General features: G+C 68.2%; 11 protein-coding genes. 6 read left to right on the forward strand and 5 right to left on the reverse strand.

Annotated features, from left to right (window positions below; genetic code table 11):
- Positions 1-18: 18 nt before the first annotated feature.
- The 4 genes from FV217_RS02565 to FV217_RS02580 all read right to left on the reverse strand — a co-directional run bounded on the left by FV217_RS02565 (position 19) and on the right by FV217_RS02580 (position 6,483).
- Entirely contained in the window at positions 19-2,052 is a 2,034-nt protein-coding gene (locus tag FV217_RS02565) for a preprotein translocase subunit SecA (protein WP_147813977.1), read from the reverse strand.
- Positions 2,045-4,192 carry a PqqD family peptide modification chaperone gene (locus FV217_RS02570; RefSeq protein ID WP_147813979.1) on the reverse strand — a complete coding sequence of 716 codons (2,148 nt, stop codon included), beginning with the start codon at positions 4,190-4,192 and terminating at the stop codon, positions 2,045-2,047. The genes FV217_RS02565 and FV217_RS02570 overlap by 8 nt, the downstream gene beginning before the upstream one ends.
- 11 nt (positions 4,193-4,203) lie before the next feature.
- Positions 4,204-6,063, reverse strand: coding sequence for an efflux RND transporter periplasmic adaptor subunit (locus FV217_RS02575; protein ID WP_147813981.1), 1,860 nt, complete (start codon positions 6,061-6,063; stop codon positions 4,204-4,206).
- A gap of 117 nt (positions 6,064-6,180) precedes the next feature.
- A complete protein-coding gene (locus FV217_RS02580) occupies positions 6,181-6,483 on the reverse strand; it encodes a DUF3467 domain-containing protein (RefSeq protein WP_147813983.1) in 303 nt (100 codons plus the stop codon).
- Between the two features lie 399 nt (positions 6,484-6,882).
- Here FV217_RS02580 and FV217_RS02585 point away from each other — a divergent pair, with 399 nt between their 5' ends.
- The 5 genes from FV217_RS02585 to FV217_RS02605 all read left to right on the forward strand — a co-directional run bounded on the left by FV217_RS02585 (position 6,883) and on the right by FV217_RS02605 (position 12,811).
- On the forward strand, positions 6,883-7,920 hold the full coding sequence (locus tag FV217_RS02585; protein WP_147813985.1) for a methyltransferase: 1,038 nt from the start codon (positions 6,883-6,885) through the stop codon (positions 7,918-7,920).
- Positions 7,917-8,570 carry an AAA family ATPase gene (locus FV217_RS02590; protein WP_147813987.1) on the forward strand — a complete coding sequence of 218 codons (654 nt, stop codon included), beginning with the start codon at positions 7,917-7,919 and terminating at the stop codon, positions 8,568-8,570. Before FV217_RS02585 ends, FV217_RS02590 begins: the two co-directional genes overlap by 4 nt.
- Entirely contained in the window at positions 8,570-10,939 is a 2,370-nt protein-coding gene (locus FV217_RS02595) for a tryptophan 7-halogenase (RefSeq protein ID WP_147813989.1), read from the forward strand. Before FV217_RS02590 ends, FV217_RS02595 begins: the two co-directional genes overlap by 1 nt.
- Positions 10,936-11,811: a hypothetical protein gene (locus tag FV217_RS02600; protein WP_147813991.1), complete on the forward strand. Its 876-nt coding sequence runs from the start codon at positions 10,936-10,938 to the stop codon at positions 11,809-11,811. The genes FV217_RS02595 and FV217_RS02600 overlap by 4 nt, the downstream gene beginning before the upstream one ends.
- 79 nt (positions 11,812-11,890) lie before the next feature.
- A complete protein-coding gene (locus FV217_RS02605) occupies positions 11,891-12,811 on the forward strand; it encodes a radical SAM protein (protein ID WP_147813993.1) in 921 nt (306 codons plus the stop codon).
- 11 nt (positions 12,812-12,822) lie between these two features.
- On the opposite strand, the gene FV217_RS02610 is transcribed toward FV217_RS02605, so the two are convergent.
- Complete coding sequence (locus FV217_RS02610; RefSeq protein WP_187272403.1) at positions 12,823-13,833, reverse strand: helix-turn-helix domain-containing protein; 1,011 nt, start codon at positions 13,831-13,833, stop codon at positions 12,823-12,825.
- An 870-nt stretch (positions 13,834-14,703) separates the two neighbouring features.
- Here FV217_RS02610 and FV217_RS02615 point away from each other — a divergent pair.
- Positions 14,704-15,507: a SapC family protein gene (locus FV217_RS02615; RefSeq protein WP_147813995.1), complete on the forward strand. Its 804-nt coding sequence runs from the start codon at positions 14,704-14,706 to the stop codon at positions 15,505-15,507.
- Positions 15,508-15,602 lie beyond the last annotated feature (95 nt).

Below are 15,602 nucleotides of genomic sequence, written 5' to 3' on the forward strand. Positions count from 1 at the left end.
TCTCATTCGGCAGAGTTCTCATTCGGAATGGCCGGCGAAGGCCAGGATGCGATCCTGCATCTGATCGGATCGCAGAAGGTCGGCGCGCATGCGCGCATGCAGACGCTCGGTCCGGAACTGGGCGAAGCGCAGCAGGCGGCAGCCGAAGGCCTGCCCCCGCTCGTGGCCGAGCAGGGCCATGATGCGCCGGGCCGCACCGCTCTTGATCAAGCCCCCGGCAAGCAGCGGGTCGTCGAGGGAGAGGATCGCCTGGAAGCAGCCCGGCTCGCCCTGGCGGCCACTGCGGCCGGCGAGCTGGTCGTCGATCCGGCGTGCGTCCTGGCGCTCGACCATGATGACGTGCAGGCCGCCGCGTTCCGCCACGCCCGGCCCGAGTTTGATGTCGGTGCCGCGCCCGGCCATGTTCGTCGCCACCGTAATGCGACCCAGCTGCCCGGCCTCGGAGACGATCGAGGCCTCCGCATTGTCCTGGGCGGCGCTCAGCACCGTGTGCGGCAGGCCGGCCCCGGTCAGGTAGGCGCTCGCCCGGGCGGACGCCCCCACCGAGCGCGTGCCGACGAGGACCGGGCATCCCCGCGCGTGCAGCTCGGCGATGCGCTGGGTCACTCGCTTCCACTTCTCCGCCTCGTCGGTGAGCATCTCGTCGGGAAGATGCGCACGCTTGAGCGGCCGGTGGGTCGGGATCCGCACCACCGGCAGCCGGTAGACCGTCCAGAACTCGGCGGCGACGCCACGGGTCGTGCCGGTCATGCCGGACAGCCGGGCATAGCGCCGGAAGAAGCGCTGGTAGGTCATGCGGGCGAGCGTCGTGCGGGCGCTCGACAGCGCGCAGCCCTCCTTGTGCTCGACCATCTGGTGGAGACCGTCGCTCCAGGTCCGGTCCGGCATGACCCGGCCCGTGTTGGCGTCGACGATCACGATCTTGCCGTCGCGCAGGATGTAATGCTCGTCGCGGTGGAACAGGTGGAGCGCCGACAAGGCTTGACGCACGAGCCCTTCGCGGACGACGCGGCCACGCCAGGCCGCCCCGTCGCCCGAGACTAGGTCCGCGATCCGCGCGCGGCCGGCCTCGGTGAAGACGACTCGGTGCTCGGAGGCTTCGATCGCGTAGTCGCGCGGGCTCGCCAGTGTCTTGGCGATCTCCATAGCCCGCGACAGCACGTCGTCTGCAAATTGCGAGCCGGCCTGCGCCGAGATGATCAGCGGCGTGCGGGCCTCGTCGATCAGCACGCTGTCGGCCTCGTCGACGATCGCGAAGTAGAGGCCGCGCAGGCGCAACTGCCCGAGCCGGTTTACCGCGGTGTAAAGGCTTTCCAGCTTCAGCCGTACGTCGCTCGCCCGCTGGCCCAGCGCGATGCGGTCGCGAAGGTAGTCGAAGGCGAGGTCCTTGTTGGTGCAGTAGGTGATGTTGCAGGAATAGGCCTGCGCCCGCTCGGCCAGCTCCTGCTTCTCCTTGATCACGCCGACTGTCAGACCGAGGGCGGCGTAGAGCGGGCGCATCAGTTCGGCGTCGCGCTCGGCGAGGTAGTCGTTCACGGTGACGACGTGGACGGGGAGCCCGGCCAGCGCCGCGGTACCCGCGGCGAGCGTCGCCGTCAGGGTCTTGCCCTCGCCTGTCGCCATCTGGGCGATGCGGCCGTCGAGCAGGGCGGCGGCGCCCATCATCTGCACGCCGTAATGGCGCTGGCCGCTGACCCGGCCCGAGACCTCGCGGATCAGGGCGAAGGCGTCGGTGATGTCGGCATCGCGAAACGTCGTGCACCCTCGCAGGCGTCCGGCGAGACCGCGAACCCGCTCGCGGAGCGTCGCGTCGGACAACGCGTCGATCGCCTGTGCCTGTGCCAGGGCGTCGTGTGCGATGCGTCCATAGCGGCGCGCACTCACCCCTGCGAGACCCGCGCGCACCAGACCGACGACCTGGGCCACGGCCTGGTCGAGGCGGTCGGGCTTCAGGGGTTTGCGCTCGGTATAGGCCCGTGCCTGTGGCAGCCGCCAAGCGGCCTCGGCCGGCGCGATCTGCGACGGGGCCAGGGCGATCAGCGGCTCAGACACGGAACTGGCTCAGGAAGACCTGGCGGAGGCTGCGCAGAACACGCCATGCCACAGGTTCCGATCCGTGGTCGAAGCGGACGTAGACACGCTCGCCGAGCACGTTGAACGGCAGGCCGCCGGCGAGCTGCACGTCGAACACGAAGATGCTCTGGAGCGCGATCGGCTTCTGCGGGTTGCTCGCGTCGACGGCGATGGTGCCCCCGCCCTGCGTGGCCAAGGCGAGGCTTGGGATCTCCTGCTGGGCGCCCGGCACCTCGCGGCGGATCGCGCCGACGCGCACCTCCTCGGGACGTTCCGCCAGTCGCGCCGCGACGCCCTGCGTGCGGTTGCGGATCAGGTCGACGTCGGTCTGCGGCACGACCACCCGCACGACCGGGTCGTCGGCGGTCAGCACGTAGCCGATGCGCTCGCCGCGGCGCAGATAGCGCCCGGGCAGGTCGACGGCGCCCGGAACGATCAGGCGCCCGGCATGCTCGGTGCGCACCGTGAGGCCGGCATGACGCTCGCTGTAGACGCGCAGGATCTCCTGCGTGCTGGTGATCTGCTCCTGCAGGATCTGGGCTTGGACCCGGTCGCCGAGCCGCGCCGCGTCGTAGCGCAGGCGCAGCTCCGCAAGTTGCGCCTGCAGGACTGCGACGCGGCTGTCGAGGCTCGGGTCTTCGAGCTTGGCCAGGGCCTCGCCGGCCTGGGTGTCCCGGCCGGGCTGCACGAGGAGGTTCGTCAGGATTCCGTCGGTCCGGGTACGGATCTGCGTGTCGTCGGGCACCCAGACGACGCCCTGCGCCATCGTGGTGTAGGGCAGCGGGATCACGAACAGGATTGCGAACGCTGCCAGTCCCGCAGCGCCCGTGACGGTCATCGCGAGCCGGCGGCGCCCGTTCAGTTTCGGGTCCGACAGGATGAACCTGATGCCCTTCACGAGCGGGCTCACGACGGTGCCCACGAGCGCCAGCAATGCGAGCATCACGCCGAACACGAAGTACTGCGTCGCGATGAAGCTCGCGATCGCGATCGAGACGGTTGTGCGGTAGACGAAGGCACTTACCGCGTAGAACAGCATCCACGGCCGTTCGCCGTTCGCGGTGACCGGGCTCTTCGTCCCCTCGATCTTCAGGACATAGCGCTCGATCAGATAGAAAAAGTAGCGGTTCGACCGCGAGCCGAGATTGGGGATCTCGATGAGGTCGGCGAAAATGTAGTATCCGTCGAAGCGCAGCAGCGGGTTGCCGTTGAACACCAGCGTCGAGATGCTGCCAATCACCATCACGTTGAAGGCCGCCGCGCGCACGAGGCCCGGCTCGGCCAGCGCCCAGACGATGGCTGCCGCCCCCGCCAGGAAAAGCTCGACGAAGATACCGGCCGCGGCCACCATCATCCGCTGCCACTTGCTGGGGAACGCGGCGGAGCTCGAGGCGTCGACGTAGGGCGCCGGAAACAGCACGAGCAGCATCATCCCGACCTCATGCACCTCGCCGCCCCAGGCCTTAGCGGCGACGGCGTGTCCGGTCTCGTGCAGGGCCTTGATCACGGGATAGAGGCATAGCATCAGCGCGACGTTCTGCGCCGAGAGCATCTGGTTGGCGACGTCGCCGGTCAGCTCGCCCCAGTGCAGGGCCGCGACGACGAGGCCGGCGATGACGACGGCGAGCCAGACGGCGAGGCCCCAGAGCGAGAAGATCGGCCGATAGAACGGTGCGAGACGGTCGAGGATGGCGTCGGGATCGAACAGCGCGAAACGTAGCGCCAGAGGGTTCTTGACCCGGGCCATCAGCGTGCGCCGGGCCGTCGATTCCGCGCGTTCGGCGAGTTCGGCGAGGTCGGGCGGCAGGTCGCCCTGCAGCAGGTCCGAGCCGTGCAGCTGCGAGATCAGGCGGATCGTGTCGTCCTGGGTCGGCGGGTCGTCCTCATTGCGGCGGGCCGCCCGCTCCCAGATGTCCTGCAGCGTGCGGCGCCCGTCCATCAGGCAGAGGATGAGGTTGGCCGAGGGCGAGAGCCGGTGGAAACGTCCTGTCTGGTGGTCCTGCAGGACATACCAGATCTCGCCGCGGAAACTCTGCCGGTGGATCTCGGCGTGGCGGCGCAGCCGCGGGCGCAGGGCCGCGACCCGGTACCAGGATTGGCTGAAGAGAGACTGGGACATCCCTCACGCCCTCACGGCCACCAGTGCCAAAGGGTCAGGCGCAGCCAGTCGACGATCGGTCGTGCCCAGACCCAGACGAGGAGGCGCCGGTCCACATCGACCTTGGCGATGCCCTCCATGCCCGGCCGCAGCCGGGTGGCGCCATCCGTGATCCGGCCCTCGACGCGAAAGAGGTTGCGGCCGTTCCTGGCCTCGGCCACCGGTGTGATCGTCTGGATCGTGAGCGCCTGCGGCTGGTCGGGCAGCGAGGTGGCGAGCACGTGCCCGGTCTGGCCCTCGCTCAGGTCGGCGATCAGGCGCTCGTCGACGCTGAGCACGACCCGGTAGCTGTCGAGCGGCGCGATCTCGAACAGGACCTGTCCGCGGCTGATCGAGCCGCCGATCGCCTGGGAGAGATCGCCCGAGACGATCAGGCCGTCGAAGGGCGCGTGGAACTTCGAGCGCGACAGCTGCTCGTCGAGGAGGCGGATCTGCGCGTCGGCCTGGTCGATCTGGCTCTTGACCACATTGATCGTGGCCGGCTGGCGCGTGGCGAGAGCCTTGTCGTATTCGTAGGTGCGCTGCTGGCGCTCGGTCACCCAGCGCAGGCGCTCTAAGGCGAGGTCGCGGTCCTCGAGCGCGGCGAGGAGATCGCCCTTGCGGACCGTATCGCCGGCCCGGTGCTCGGCCGTCTTCAGGTAGCCGTCGTATGAGGCGACCACAGAGCGCCGGACCAGTCCCTCGATCCGGGCGTCGGCGGTCACGCGATAGTCGATCTTGATCGCCGACAGCGCGAGGATCGCCGCAACGACGCCGGCGATGCCGAGCTTCAACCCGGTCCGATTCGGGCCGACGACCAGCCGCATGCCGTTCATGACCGACTCGGCTGCCTTGGCGGCGAGCCAGCGGTCGTTCTGGCGCTTCTCTTCGAGCACCGGGCCGATCGCCGCCGCGCAGGCGCTGATCTGTTCGATCGTATCGAGAGTGAAGGGCTGGTCGGCCGGCCGCTCCAGCGTGAGAGCGCCGACGAAGCGGTCGTCCACCAGCATCGGCACGGTGAGCACGCGGCCGCCGTATTGCAGGCGCGCAAGGTCCTCGTGTGCCGTCGTAACGTAGACGTCGCCATCGGTGGCGGGGAACAGGATCAGGCTGCGCTGGTCGACCGCCTCGTTCATGCAGGCGCCGAGCCGGCGCACCAGGTTCATCTCGCGGCCGAACTGGGCGGAGTGGGAGATCGCCTTGATCCGGGCGGTGCCGCGCCGCATGAAGCCGATCGCTGCGCGCTGGCAGCCGAAGGCGATCGCGAGGTCGGTGACGGCGGCGGTACAGGCGGCGGAGAAGCGCGACTGCTCCAACACGCCGGCCAGGAGCCCGAGGACCGAGGACGAGCGCGCCAGGGTCTTCTGGTTACCGCGCCCGATCAGCTCGGCCTGCTTGGCCACGAGCCAGGCGCTGCCCCACTGGATTTGGCGGATCGCGCTGCGCAGATCGTCCTTGTCGCGGCCCTCGATCGCGAAGGCCGTCACGGCGAAGCGCTCGCCGTCCAGCACGACCGGCAGGGCGATCCAGGCGCCGGTCCCGCTTTCCTCCATGGCCTGCACGACGGGCCGGTTCTCACGCAGCGCGGCCTCGGCCGTCTCGCGCAGGCCGACCTCGCACTCGGTCTGGATCGGGAACACCGCGATGGGCGCGAGCCCGACCGAGGTCCCCGGGATGAGCACGCAGGCGCGCGGCGCCCCCAGCATCGGCGCCTGCAGCATGAGCCAAGCCTCGGCCGCCGCCTGCAGGGTCTGGGCGGTCTGGAGAACCTGCCAGAGCGCGGGCTCGACCAGAGGCAGGCGCGCAGCCGGCCCGGCCGTCGACGCAATCTCCGCCGCCAAACGCTCGCTCATCGCCCCTTGGCCCCCTTCGTGACGAAGTTCTGCTTGCGGACCTGAGCGAACCCGCTCAGGTTGCTGCTGAACAGCAGTTTCGGCCGCAAAGCCACGACCCGTTTTTGCTGAATCTGCTCAGGCGTCGAGATCGAGACGGCCGTGGCGATTCTCGTATTCGGTCAGGACGCCGCCGAGGACCGAGTGGAGGCGCTTGGCCGCGAGCGGCGTAAGGATGATGCGGTTCGACAGGTCGACGACGACATTCGCCGTCTCGGCGAGATTCCAGGTCCGGTTCGTTCCGAAGAACAGATCCACCTGTTCGCGGGTCCCCTGGACGTTCACGACGTTGGCGAACTGGGTCGCCATGTCGTTTTCACGCCACTCGATGGCCCGTACCTGATCCGCAGCGCCGCCCTTGGCCTCGTTGGTCTCGCTCACGACTGTTCCCCCGTTGACGCTAAACACCCGGACCCCGATCCGCGCCGCCGGATACGACCTGCACGGCGTGAAAGACCCTAGTCCTCGGCAAGACGTTTCACGAATAAAGCCGCCATGGAACTGGCGGCTTGTCTCGTGCCCTCAGCACATTCCCGTTGCCTTGCGCTTCCGCGAGACGACGCACTAGGAGTTATTGCACGGTCTGTGCGGTCCGATCACGAATGGAATATGGCAAGTGCGACGACCGCGCAGGATTTTGCGTTGATCCAGCGTCTCAGAATTCGCATTCCTTCGCGGACACCCGGCCCGCGATCTTGCTCCCGTGCCGGCGGTCCCGTCTCACGCTGATGCCGGCCAGCCAGGACGGTGCATGGGCCGAAGAGATGTCGGAACCGTAACGTGGACGTAGACGATTTTCCGCGGGTCGACCGCTTTCTCGAAAGCGAGGTCGTCGCCCACGCCCTCACTTTCGCGTTCGAGAAGGGTCTGATCGACCGCCTCGACCGGCAGGCGACGGCCGCGACTGATGCGCTGGCCACCACACTTCGCCTCGATCCGGCGCGATTCGATTGCCTCGCCGGCCTTCTCGTCGGCGGCGGCATCCTCGAAGAGCCCGGCGCCGGCCTCCTGGCACTCGCCGCGGCCTTTCGCGCAGTGCTGCCGCACCGCGACCTGATTGCGGCAAAGCTCGGCTTCGCTGCCGCCGCCGCGGAGGACCTGCGCCGCTGCTTTCCTGCTTTCATCGCGGATCTTCCGGCCTTCATGGCAGCCTCGCGCACCTTCGAGCTGTTCCGCTACGACCGCTGCTTCGATGTCACCCCGGACAACCTGGCCGCGACCCGGCGCTGGGTTTCCTACACGACCTGTCTGACGCGCTACGAGGCCGGCCCCGGCCTCGACCGAATCGACCTCGGGGGCCATCGGCGTCTGCTCGATCTCGGCGGCAACAGCGGCGAGTTCGCCGCCCAGGCCTGCCGGCGGGCTCCGGAGCTCGCCGCGACGGTGTTCGACCTGCCGGTGGTCTGTGCCCTCGGCCGGGAGAACCTTTCGGGGCGGCCGGAAGCCTCGCGCGTCACTTTCCAGCCCGGGGATATGCGGCGCGATCCGCTGCCGGAGGGGCACGACCTCGTCACCTTCAAGTCGGTCCTGCACGACTGGCCGCCGGACGAGGCCCGCGCTCTCCTCACCCGCGCCGCGCAGGCCCTCGCACCGGGAGGCCGCCTCGTCGTCTACGAGCGGACGCCCGTGCCGCTCCGCGGCCGTCCGGCCGGTTACGTCCAGGCGGCCGACCTCGTCTTCCAACCGTTCTTCCGCGAGGCCGGGCTCTACGCCGAGACGCTGATGGCACAGGGTCTCACCGAGATCACCGTCGACCGCATCGACCTCGAGACGCCGTTCCACCTGATCGCGGCGCGCAAGCCTGGGGGCCGGTCGTGAGGCCGGCGCTGGTGGTGGCCGTCGCCGGCCCGCCGGGGAGCGGGAAGACGACCCTCTGTCGCGCCCTGGCGGAGCGTCTCGGCGCGCCCGTGCTGTCCTACGATTCGTATGAGGAAATCACTGGCTGGCCGCCGGAGCGCGTGTCGGCGTGGCTGGCGCGCGGCGCGCCGCTCGACGAGATCCCCGTGCCGGGTCTGGCCGGCGACCTCGCACGGCTGCGGAACGGTGAGCCGGTCAGGGACCGTGACGGCGGCGGCACGCTGCGCCTGCCCGGGACCGGCGCAGGGCGGCCCGTCATCGTGTTCGACACCCTGCTCGGCCGCGCCCATGCCGAAACCGGGCCGCTCATCGACCACCTGATCTGGCTCGACCTGCCACTCGACATGGCGCTCGCGCGCAAGCTGCGCAGCTTTACCACGGAGGCCCGTCGCGATCCGTCGGCGGCGTCCGGCTTGCTGCACGCCCTCGACGCCTATCTCGGCCGCTACGACACCCTGCTGCGCCCGACTTACACCCTTCAGCGCGACCGGGTACGGCCGGGAGCCGATCAGATATTGGGGTCCGGAAATCTCCCCGACCACATCGCAGAGACCCTCGGCGCCCTGACGCCGCTCGGGGTCCCAGCGACTTTATCCCTGGAGCCGCGTTGATGCTCGAGCCTTCCCGTACCGCGCCACCGCGCCTCGTGATCGCCGGCGGCGGCCTCGCGGCCTGGACCGCCGCCGCCTACCTGCGGCGCATGCTGCGCCGGGTCGGCTGGACGGTGACGGTGGTCGGACCGGTGCCGCCGGCCGGACCGTCCGTCGGCCTGGCGACGCGTCCGATCCTCACCCGCTTCCTGCGCGGCCTCGGCATCGACGAGGCCATCTTCATGCGCCGCTGCGGGGCGACCTATCGGGTCGCCAGCCGCTTCGACGACTGGTTCGAGGCGGGGCAGGGGCACTGGCACCCGTTCGGGGTCTGCGGCCCACGCATCAATGGGCGCGATCTGTTCCACTACTGGCTGAAGCATCGCAACGAGGGCGGGTCGGGGGCTGCGTACGCCGATTATGCGCCGCAGGCGCTGATGGCGGCGGCCGGGCGCGGTCCACGCAACGAAACGGGCGTCTCCTCGGCCGTAGAGGCCGGCAGCTACGGCTACCATCTCGATCGCACCGCCCTGGTCCGCTTCCTGCGCGAGATCGCGCTCTCGGAAGGCGTGCGGGCCGTCCCGGCGCGCGTGCTCGGGGCGAGCCGTGACTTCTCCGGCAACATCCGCTCCCTCGATCTCGAAGGCGGCGCCAGCGTCGAGGGCGACCTGTTTCTCGACTGTACCGGCGCGGCGGCGCTGCTGATCGGCGAGACGCTCGGCGAAGCCTGGATCGCGGACAGCGCCGCCTGCGACAGCCTCGTCAGCCTGTCCCTACCGCCCGCACCGGATCCGCCGCCCTTCACGACCTATGCGGGCCTGCCGGAGGGCTGGACCGCGTCGCTGCCGCTCGCCGGCCGCACCGAAGCCGTGCTGGCCTATGACGGCGAGACGACCACGCCGGAGGCGGCCGAGGCGGCCCTGCAGGCGGCGTTCGGCCTGGGCGAGCACATCGTCCACCGCAGCCTGCCCAGCGGTCGGCGCAATCCCTGGCTGCGCAACGTCGTCGCCCTCGGCGCCGCGGCCCGCGCCGTCGAGCCGCTGGCGGGCTTCGGCCTCGATCTCGATCTCGTCGCGCTCGAAGCCTTCGTCGCGCATCTGCCGCGCGGGGAAGGGGCGGAGATCCTGAGCCGGTCCTACACCGCCCGGATGAACCGCCTGCACGACGACGCGCTGGAAGCGCTTGCGGCGCATTATGTGCTCGGACGGAGACCCGAACCGGTCTGGGCTGCGGCGCGCGCCAAGCTCCCCGAGGGGCTTGCCGACCGTCTCGATCTCTACGAAGTCGCCGGCCATGTCGTGCCGCGCGAGGAAGCGGTGTTCGGTGAGACCGACTACTACCTGCTGTTCACCGGGGCCGACTTCCTGCCGCGCCGGGCCTTCGCACCGGTCGATGTTGCAGATGGCCGCGAGATTGGCGGATACCTCGCCGAGATCCGGGCACGCGCTGCGCAGGTCGCCGACGCGACGGCGTTGCACGCCAGCCTCCTCGAACCGTTGCACGGGACGGCACCCGCCGCCGGGCCGGTCGCTCGCATCACTGTGGCCGCGACTGCATCCGGGCCGGCGAGCCTGCGCCGGACGCCTGAAGGTACGCGACTCGCCGATCTCGTCGCCGGCCTCGGCCAACCCTACGGCTACGAGCGTTCCGTGAAGGCGACGCCGGGCGGGCTCCAGGTCGAACGCTTCCTCGTGAGTCTCCACCGCACCAGCCTCGGGCTACAGCCCGGGCAGACCCTGGACACGCTGGCGGAAAAGCTCGGCCTGCCAGAGCGGGAGCGCGCGGAGGCCGCCGGCCTGATTGGCGAGGCCGACGTGCTGCATCTCGGCTACGAGGACGGTCCCTCCGGCGCCCTCTACAAGCTCTACGTCGAATGGTCGGCCGACACCGACACGGCCTGGCAGAAGGCGGAGACCAAGGGCGAGCCGCTCCTCGTCCACCGGGCCTACAAGTGGAGTTCGCACGCGGCGACGCCTCCGGTGGTGACGCTCTACCATTGGCCGCGCGTGCGCGCGGCCGCCGAGATCGGGGCCCGGTTGACGCGGATGGGTGCGGATTGGGGCGAGGCTGGGTCGGGCGTGATCGGCCTCGCCCACGCCGTGCTCGGGCTGGCTCAGGAGCGGGGGCGGGGCGCCATCCACTATCTCGAAGCCCGCGAGGAGCCCGGGCCCCGCCTGTCCTACGATCTCAATCTCTATGCCTGCGGCCTCATGGTGGCGGACGTGGAGCCGCTGCTCGCGCCGGCCTTCGCGGATCTCGGCATCGCGCCGCAGGCGGTCGCGGCGGTCTTGGGCGAGCGCCGCGACGAGGCCCTGGGGCACGTGGCCGGCGGCCTCGGGCGCGACGGGCGGCCCTTCCTTACCGTCTATTCCGGCATGGCCGGCTCATGACCGGCCTCGACCCGCCGCGCCTCGAATACGCCGCGCCGGGCGACCGCTACGCCGATTACTGCTTGTGGGACTACGAGCCCCTCGGACCCACGGCCGGCCGGCTGCGCCAGTCCAGCCTGCTCTGGCACTCCCTGACCGCGGCCGGCGCGGATCGCCGTCTCTTCGCGATCTGCGACGCGCTGCGGGCTGGCTTGGGTCCCGGCCGCAGCGTCTGGGGGGCCAAGTTGCGCGACGGCGTCACCACCTGGGAGTTCTACTTCTACGACTACGCCCGGCTGGAGCGCAGCGTCTCGATCGAGCGCGTGCTCGCGATCCTCGCGCCCTTCGCGCCCTGTGGCCTGCACTATCCCGGCGCGCGCCCCTACTTCATGTTCTCCCTCGACCTCGACGACGCCCTGGCGCGCGGCACGCGGAGCCTCGACCGGCTCAACGTCTATCTCGGCAATCCCGGCAGTAGCGTCTCCTCCGGCCTGTGCTACGGCCTAACCGCTCAGGGCCTCGTCCTCGACAACCTCTACAGCTTCTTCGAGACCGCGACCGAGCGGGAGGCCATCGCGGCGAAGACCGCCTGCTCGGCTCATCTCGACCTGCCCGGCCTCGACCGCGACGCGATCCTCTGGCCCGAACTGATGCGCTGCGGTGTCGTGGTGGTGGCCAACAAGCGCCTCTGCGACGGCGTCTACTTCTCGCGGATCGACGTCGACGGGCTGCTGTATTTCCTCGACCGTCTCGCCTATCCGGCCGAGATTCGCGACTTCGTGCGCGCAGAGCGTCGGCGTCTGTCGCATCTGCTCTTCGATCTCGGAATCGACTATGCCGTCGTCGATGGACGGCTGACGGTCACGAAGAGTGCCTATTACGGCCTTCTTTGAATCTCTCTGCCCACGATAACAGTCGCCTCCGACCCGCTCTCACGAGCACCGCACCGAAGTCTTCGCAGCGAAAGACGTCATGGGACGCTACGATCACGCAGCCTACGTCTCCCTGACGATGGAATTCCGCTGCAATCTCAAATGCGTCCACTGCATGATCGAGGGCACGATGGACCGGCTCGCGCCGGAATCCGACGCCCATTTCGAAGCGCTGCTGGCGCTTAACGCACGCGAAAAGCGCTGGATCGGGCTGATCCTGACGGGTTCCGAGATCACCCTGCGGCGCGACCTGCCGGATCTGGCGCGCCGGGCGCGGGCGAGCGGCTTCCGGCATGTCCGCATCCAGACCCACGGCATGCATCTCGGCCAGGCGAGCTATTGCCGTCGCCTCGTCGAGGCCGGCGTCGACGAGTTCTTCGTCTCGGTCGCCGGCAGCGACGCAGCAACCCACGACGCGCTGACCCTCGTGCCGGGATCGTTCGAGCGTGCGCTGCGGGGCCTCGAGACCCTCGACGCCATGGAGGGCGTGGCGACGCTCACCAACACCGTCGTGACGGAGCGGAGCTATCGCCTCCTGCCCGATCTCGTCGATCGACTGAGCCATCTCCGGCGCCTGACCCAGATGGAATTCTGGGTCTATTTTCCGATGTCCGAGCGCGACGAGAAGGGCCTCGTCCCGCGTCATGGCGACGTGCTGCCCTATCTACGGGAAGCGGTGTCCCGCGCCCGTGCCCAGGGACGCGCGGTCGAGATCAAGAATTTTCCGGAGTGCCTGCTCGGCGACCTTGGTGACGCGCTCGTCAACGGCCAGCCGGAACTGCACATCGACCCGGATTTCTGGACGGAATTCGCGCGCAACGGCTTCTACCAGTGCGTGCATCGGGATGTTTGCGCCTCTCGCGAATGCCTCGGGCTCAACACGGCCTACATCGAAAAATTCGGCCTCGAGGCCGATCTGCTGAAGCCGATCGGGCGCCGCTGGCAGCGGCCGTCGGCCTGAGGACGGTCGCGTCAGCGTACGGCGCCGAGTCGATCCCACCACAGTGTCAGGACGTCGAGGCCGGTCCGTTCGGATTTCCGGGCCGAGGCCACCTGCTCGGCCCGGAACTCGCTCGCGGTGACGCCGAACTGCGCGCGGAAGGCACGGCTGAAATGGACCTTGCCGCGAAAGCCGAAATCGGTCGCAAGCCGCGAGAGGCGCCGCGTCTCGAGCGGATCGCTCAGGGCCGCACGCACCGCGAGCAGGCGGCGCTCCTGGACCGAACGCATGATGCCGCCATGGGGCGCGAACATCCGGTAGAGCGTGGCGCGTGACACGCCGATCTCGTTGGCGATCAGTTCCGGCGAGAGGTCGGGCGAGGCGAGATGGTTGCGGATCGCTTGCTCGGCGAGGGCGACATAGCAGGTCTCGAACTCCTGCTCCTGCTGCGCGAGGTCCTTCGACCGCACCGGGTCGAGGAGCGCCTGCAGGAAGTCGGCCGTATGCTCCACGACGCCCGCGACTTCCGATTCCTGGAGGAACAGGCTGCGTTCGCGCAAGGCCATGAGATGTGCAGCCAGCAGGCGGTTGCGTGCCGGATCGAGTCGGGGTGGCAACGGGCCGCCGGCGAGGTTGGGCAGCAGCGCGCGCGGGACGATCAGCGAGACCGTATCGGAGGAGGTCGCGAACGTATCGACTTCGAAGCCAAGGTCGATAATCGCGACCTGCGACGACCACAGCGTCGTCTGGTGGCCGCTGATCAGGCCGTTGAAGCCGCCGACATTATAGAGGTGGAATAGGATGTGATCGGGCGTCCGGGCAACGAGGTCGCGATCACGCCGAAAGCTCTGCGCACCGAAGACGACGCGCGCGACGATGATATCGCCCATGACGACGCCACTCGCGGAGCCGGTCGGCAGGCGTTGGTTCGGGTGTACGACGCGTGGCTCGAACAGGGTGCCGACGACGCCCTTCCAGATTTCGTGCGCCTTCTCGTTCGGCAGACCTGTCGAGAGGTAGTCGAGGCGCTGGAGGATCGGCACGCGGACGGAGGCTTCTACGATAAGGGCAGGGGAAGGTTTCGGTGTCGTCAGGGGTCTGTCAGACGCAGCGCCGCGCCCTCGTCGTGCGACCGAAGACGTCGAGGCGCCGACGATCAACTTGCAACCGTGAATTATTTCTTATCCCGGCTTGGAACGTGATTTGATTCTGGGACCGATCTTGCTTTTTCAGTCATATGCGACGCTTCAACAACAGAAGCTGCGAGCAAGCTAAAGGCACCGCTGCCGCTTTCAAGAGGCTCAGCGTCCCATTCGCTCACGTCCGAATTCCTGACTCGTCTAATGTCGATCAAGATAAAATTTCGTGATATTTCTATATTGGCGATTGGAGCGATCGATGCTGTCGAGACATCGTTTGCTTAACTGCTTTTACTTCTGGTCGATAAAAGGCGGAAATTCAGAGTGAAATCCTATTTCAATAAAATTAAAATGATATCGATAAATTTATCTGTCCAAAGAATGTTTTTTTGAGGAATTTTAATAAATAGCGAAGGGAGCGACATTCGTATTCTGTCGAAAGGACCGGCCAGTGCATCGGCTTTCGGTTCGCTTGCCGGCAATCGGATTGCACGCACGACCAGTGCCGCGGGGCTGAATATTTTATTAATACTTGAAGGCGACTGTCGGCGATCGCAGGAATGTTCGCGCGGGCGGGCTCATGGCGCTCGACATCGTCCGTGGTGGCTGTTGTGGCTGGGCCGCCGTCGCCCGCATCCGCACTCCAGCACCCGAAAACTGAGACGCTGGATCAATCGAAAAGCCGTGCAATCCCTCCGCAAATCGGGCCTTAGCTGGTAGCTAGCGGAACGCAAAGATGCGGGAAGCGCACATGCGTGGCAACGTGGGGTCAGAATGAGTAAGCAGCTTCTCATCTACGAACGTGCGGTTCCGGTGACCCGGCAGCGGCACGGCGGCTGGTCGGTCAAGGCCGGCACGACATTCGAATTCGCCCGTGGCGTGAACTCCGTGCCCCTGATGGTGGCCGAGTTCCCGAATGCCGGGGCCGAGTATACGATCGTGTTCGGCGGAGCCGACGACGAGATCATCCCGGTAGCGCTCCTCGGGATCCGGGACGGCGAGAACCTCTACGTGAGCGAGGCGGGCTCCTGGTCCGGCGCCTACGTTCCGGCCTTCCTGCGCCGCTACCCGTTCGTGTTCTCCAGCGACAACGCGAACGACCCCGACGCCACCTTCACGCTCTGCGTGGACGAGGATTTCTCCGGCTGCAACGACGATGGTCGCGGCGAGCGTCTGTTCGATGCCGACGGGGACCGCACGCAGTATCTGCAGAACGTGCTCGGCTTCCTGCAGGCCTACCAGACGCAGTTTCAGCGCACCAAGCTGTTCGTGAAGCGTCTGCAGGAGTTCGACCTGCTGGAATCCATGCAGGCGCAGTTCACCCTGCGCACCGGCCAGCGCTCGACCCTGTCGGGGTTCAGCGTGGTCAACCGCGACCGGCTCAAGGCGCTGTCTGCCGACAAGCTCGCGGAGTTGATGCAGGCCGACGAGATGGAGCTGATCTATCAGCACCTCGCCTCGCTGCGGAACCTCACGCCGATCGCCGAGCGCATCGGCGTTCCGGTCGAGACGGCTGCGCAGGAAGCCGAGACGGCCCCGGCTTCCCCGGCCGATTTCGAGACCACCGGCAACGCTTGATTTGGCCGTCGGCCTCGTCCGCGGCGAGCGGACGAGGCCCGCGACAAGGATCGGCGCGCGCCAGCGGGTGCCGGTCGGATTTTCAGACCGCCTTT

The organism is Methylobacterium sp. WL9 (assembly GCF_008040035.1).
Taxonomy (GTDB): Bacteria; Pseudomonadota; Alphaproteobacteria; order Rhizobiales; family Beijerinckiaceae; genus Methylobacterium; species Methylobacterium thuringiense.

Bases quoted from the DNA above. Each gene is read 5' to 3' on its own strand.
- FV217_RS02570 (WP_147813979.1), bottom strand. From the start codon at position 4,192: ATGTCCCAGTCTCTCTTCAGCCAATCCTGGTACCGGGTCGCGGCCCTG.
- FV217_RS02575 (WP_147813981.1), bottom strand. From the start codon at position 6,063: ATGAGCGAGCGTTTGGCGGCGGAGATTGCGTCGACGGCCGGGCCGGCT.
- FV217_RS02595 (WP_147813989.1), top strand. From the start codon at position 8,570: ATGCTCGAGCCTTCCCGTACCGCGCCACCGCGCCTCGTGATCGCCGGC.
- FV217_RS02600 (WP_147813991.1), top strand. From the start codon at position 10,936: ATGACCGGCCTCGACCCGCCGCGCCTCGAATACGCCGCGCCGGGCGAC.
- FV217_RS02605 (WP_147813993.1), top strand. From the start codon at position 11,891: ATGGGACGCTACGATCACGCAGCCTACGTCTCCCTGACGATGGAATTC.
- FV217_RS02615 (WP_147813995.1), top strand. From the start codon at position 14,704: ATGAGTAAGCAGCTTCTCATCTACGAACGTGCGGTTCCGGTGACCCGG.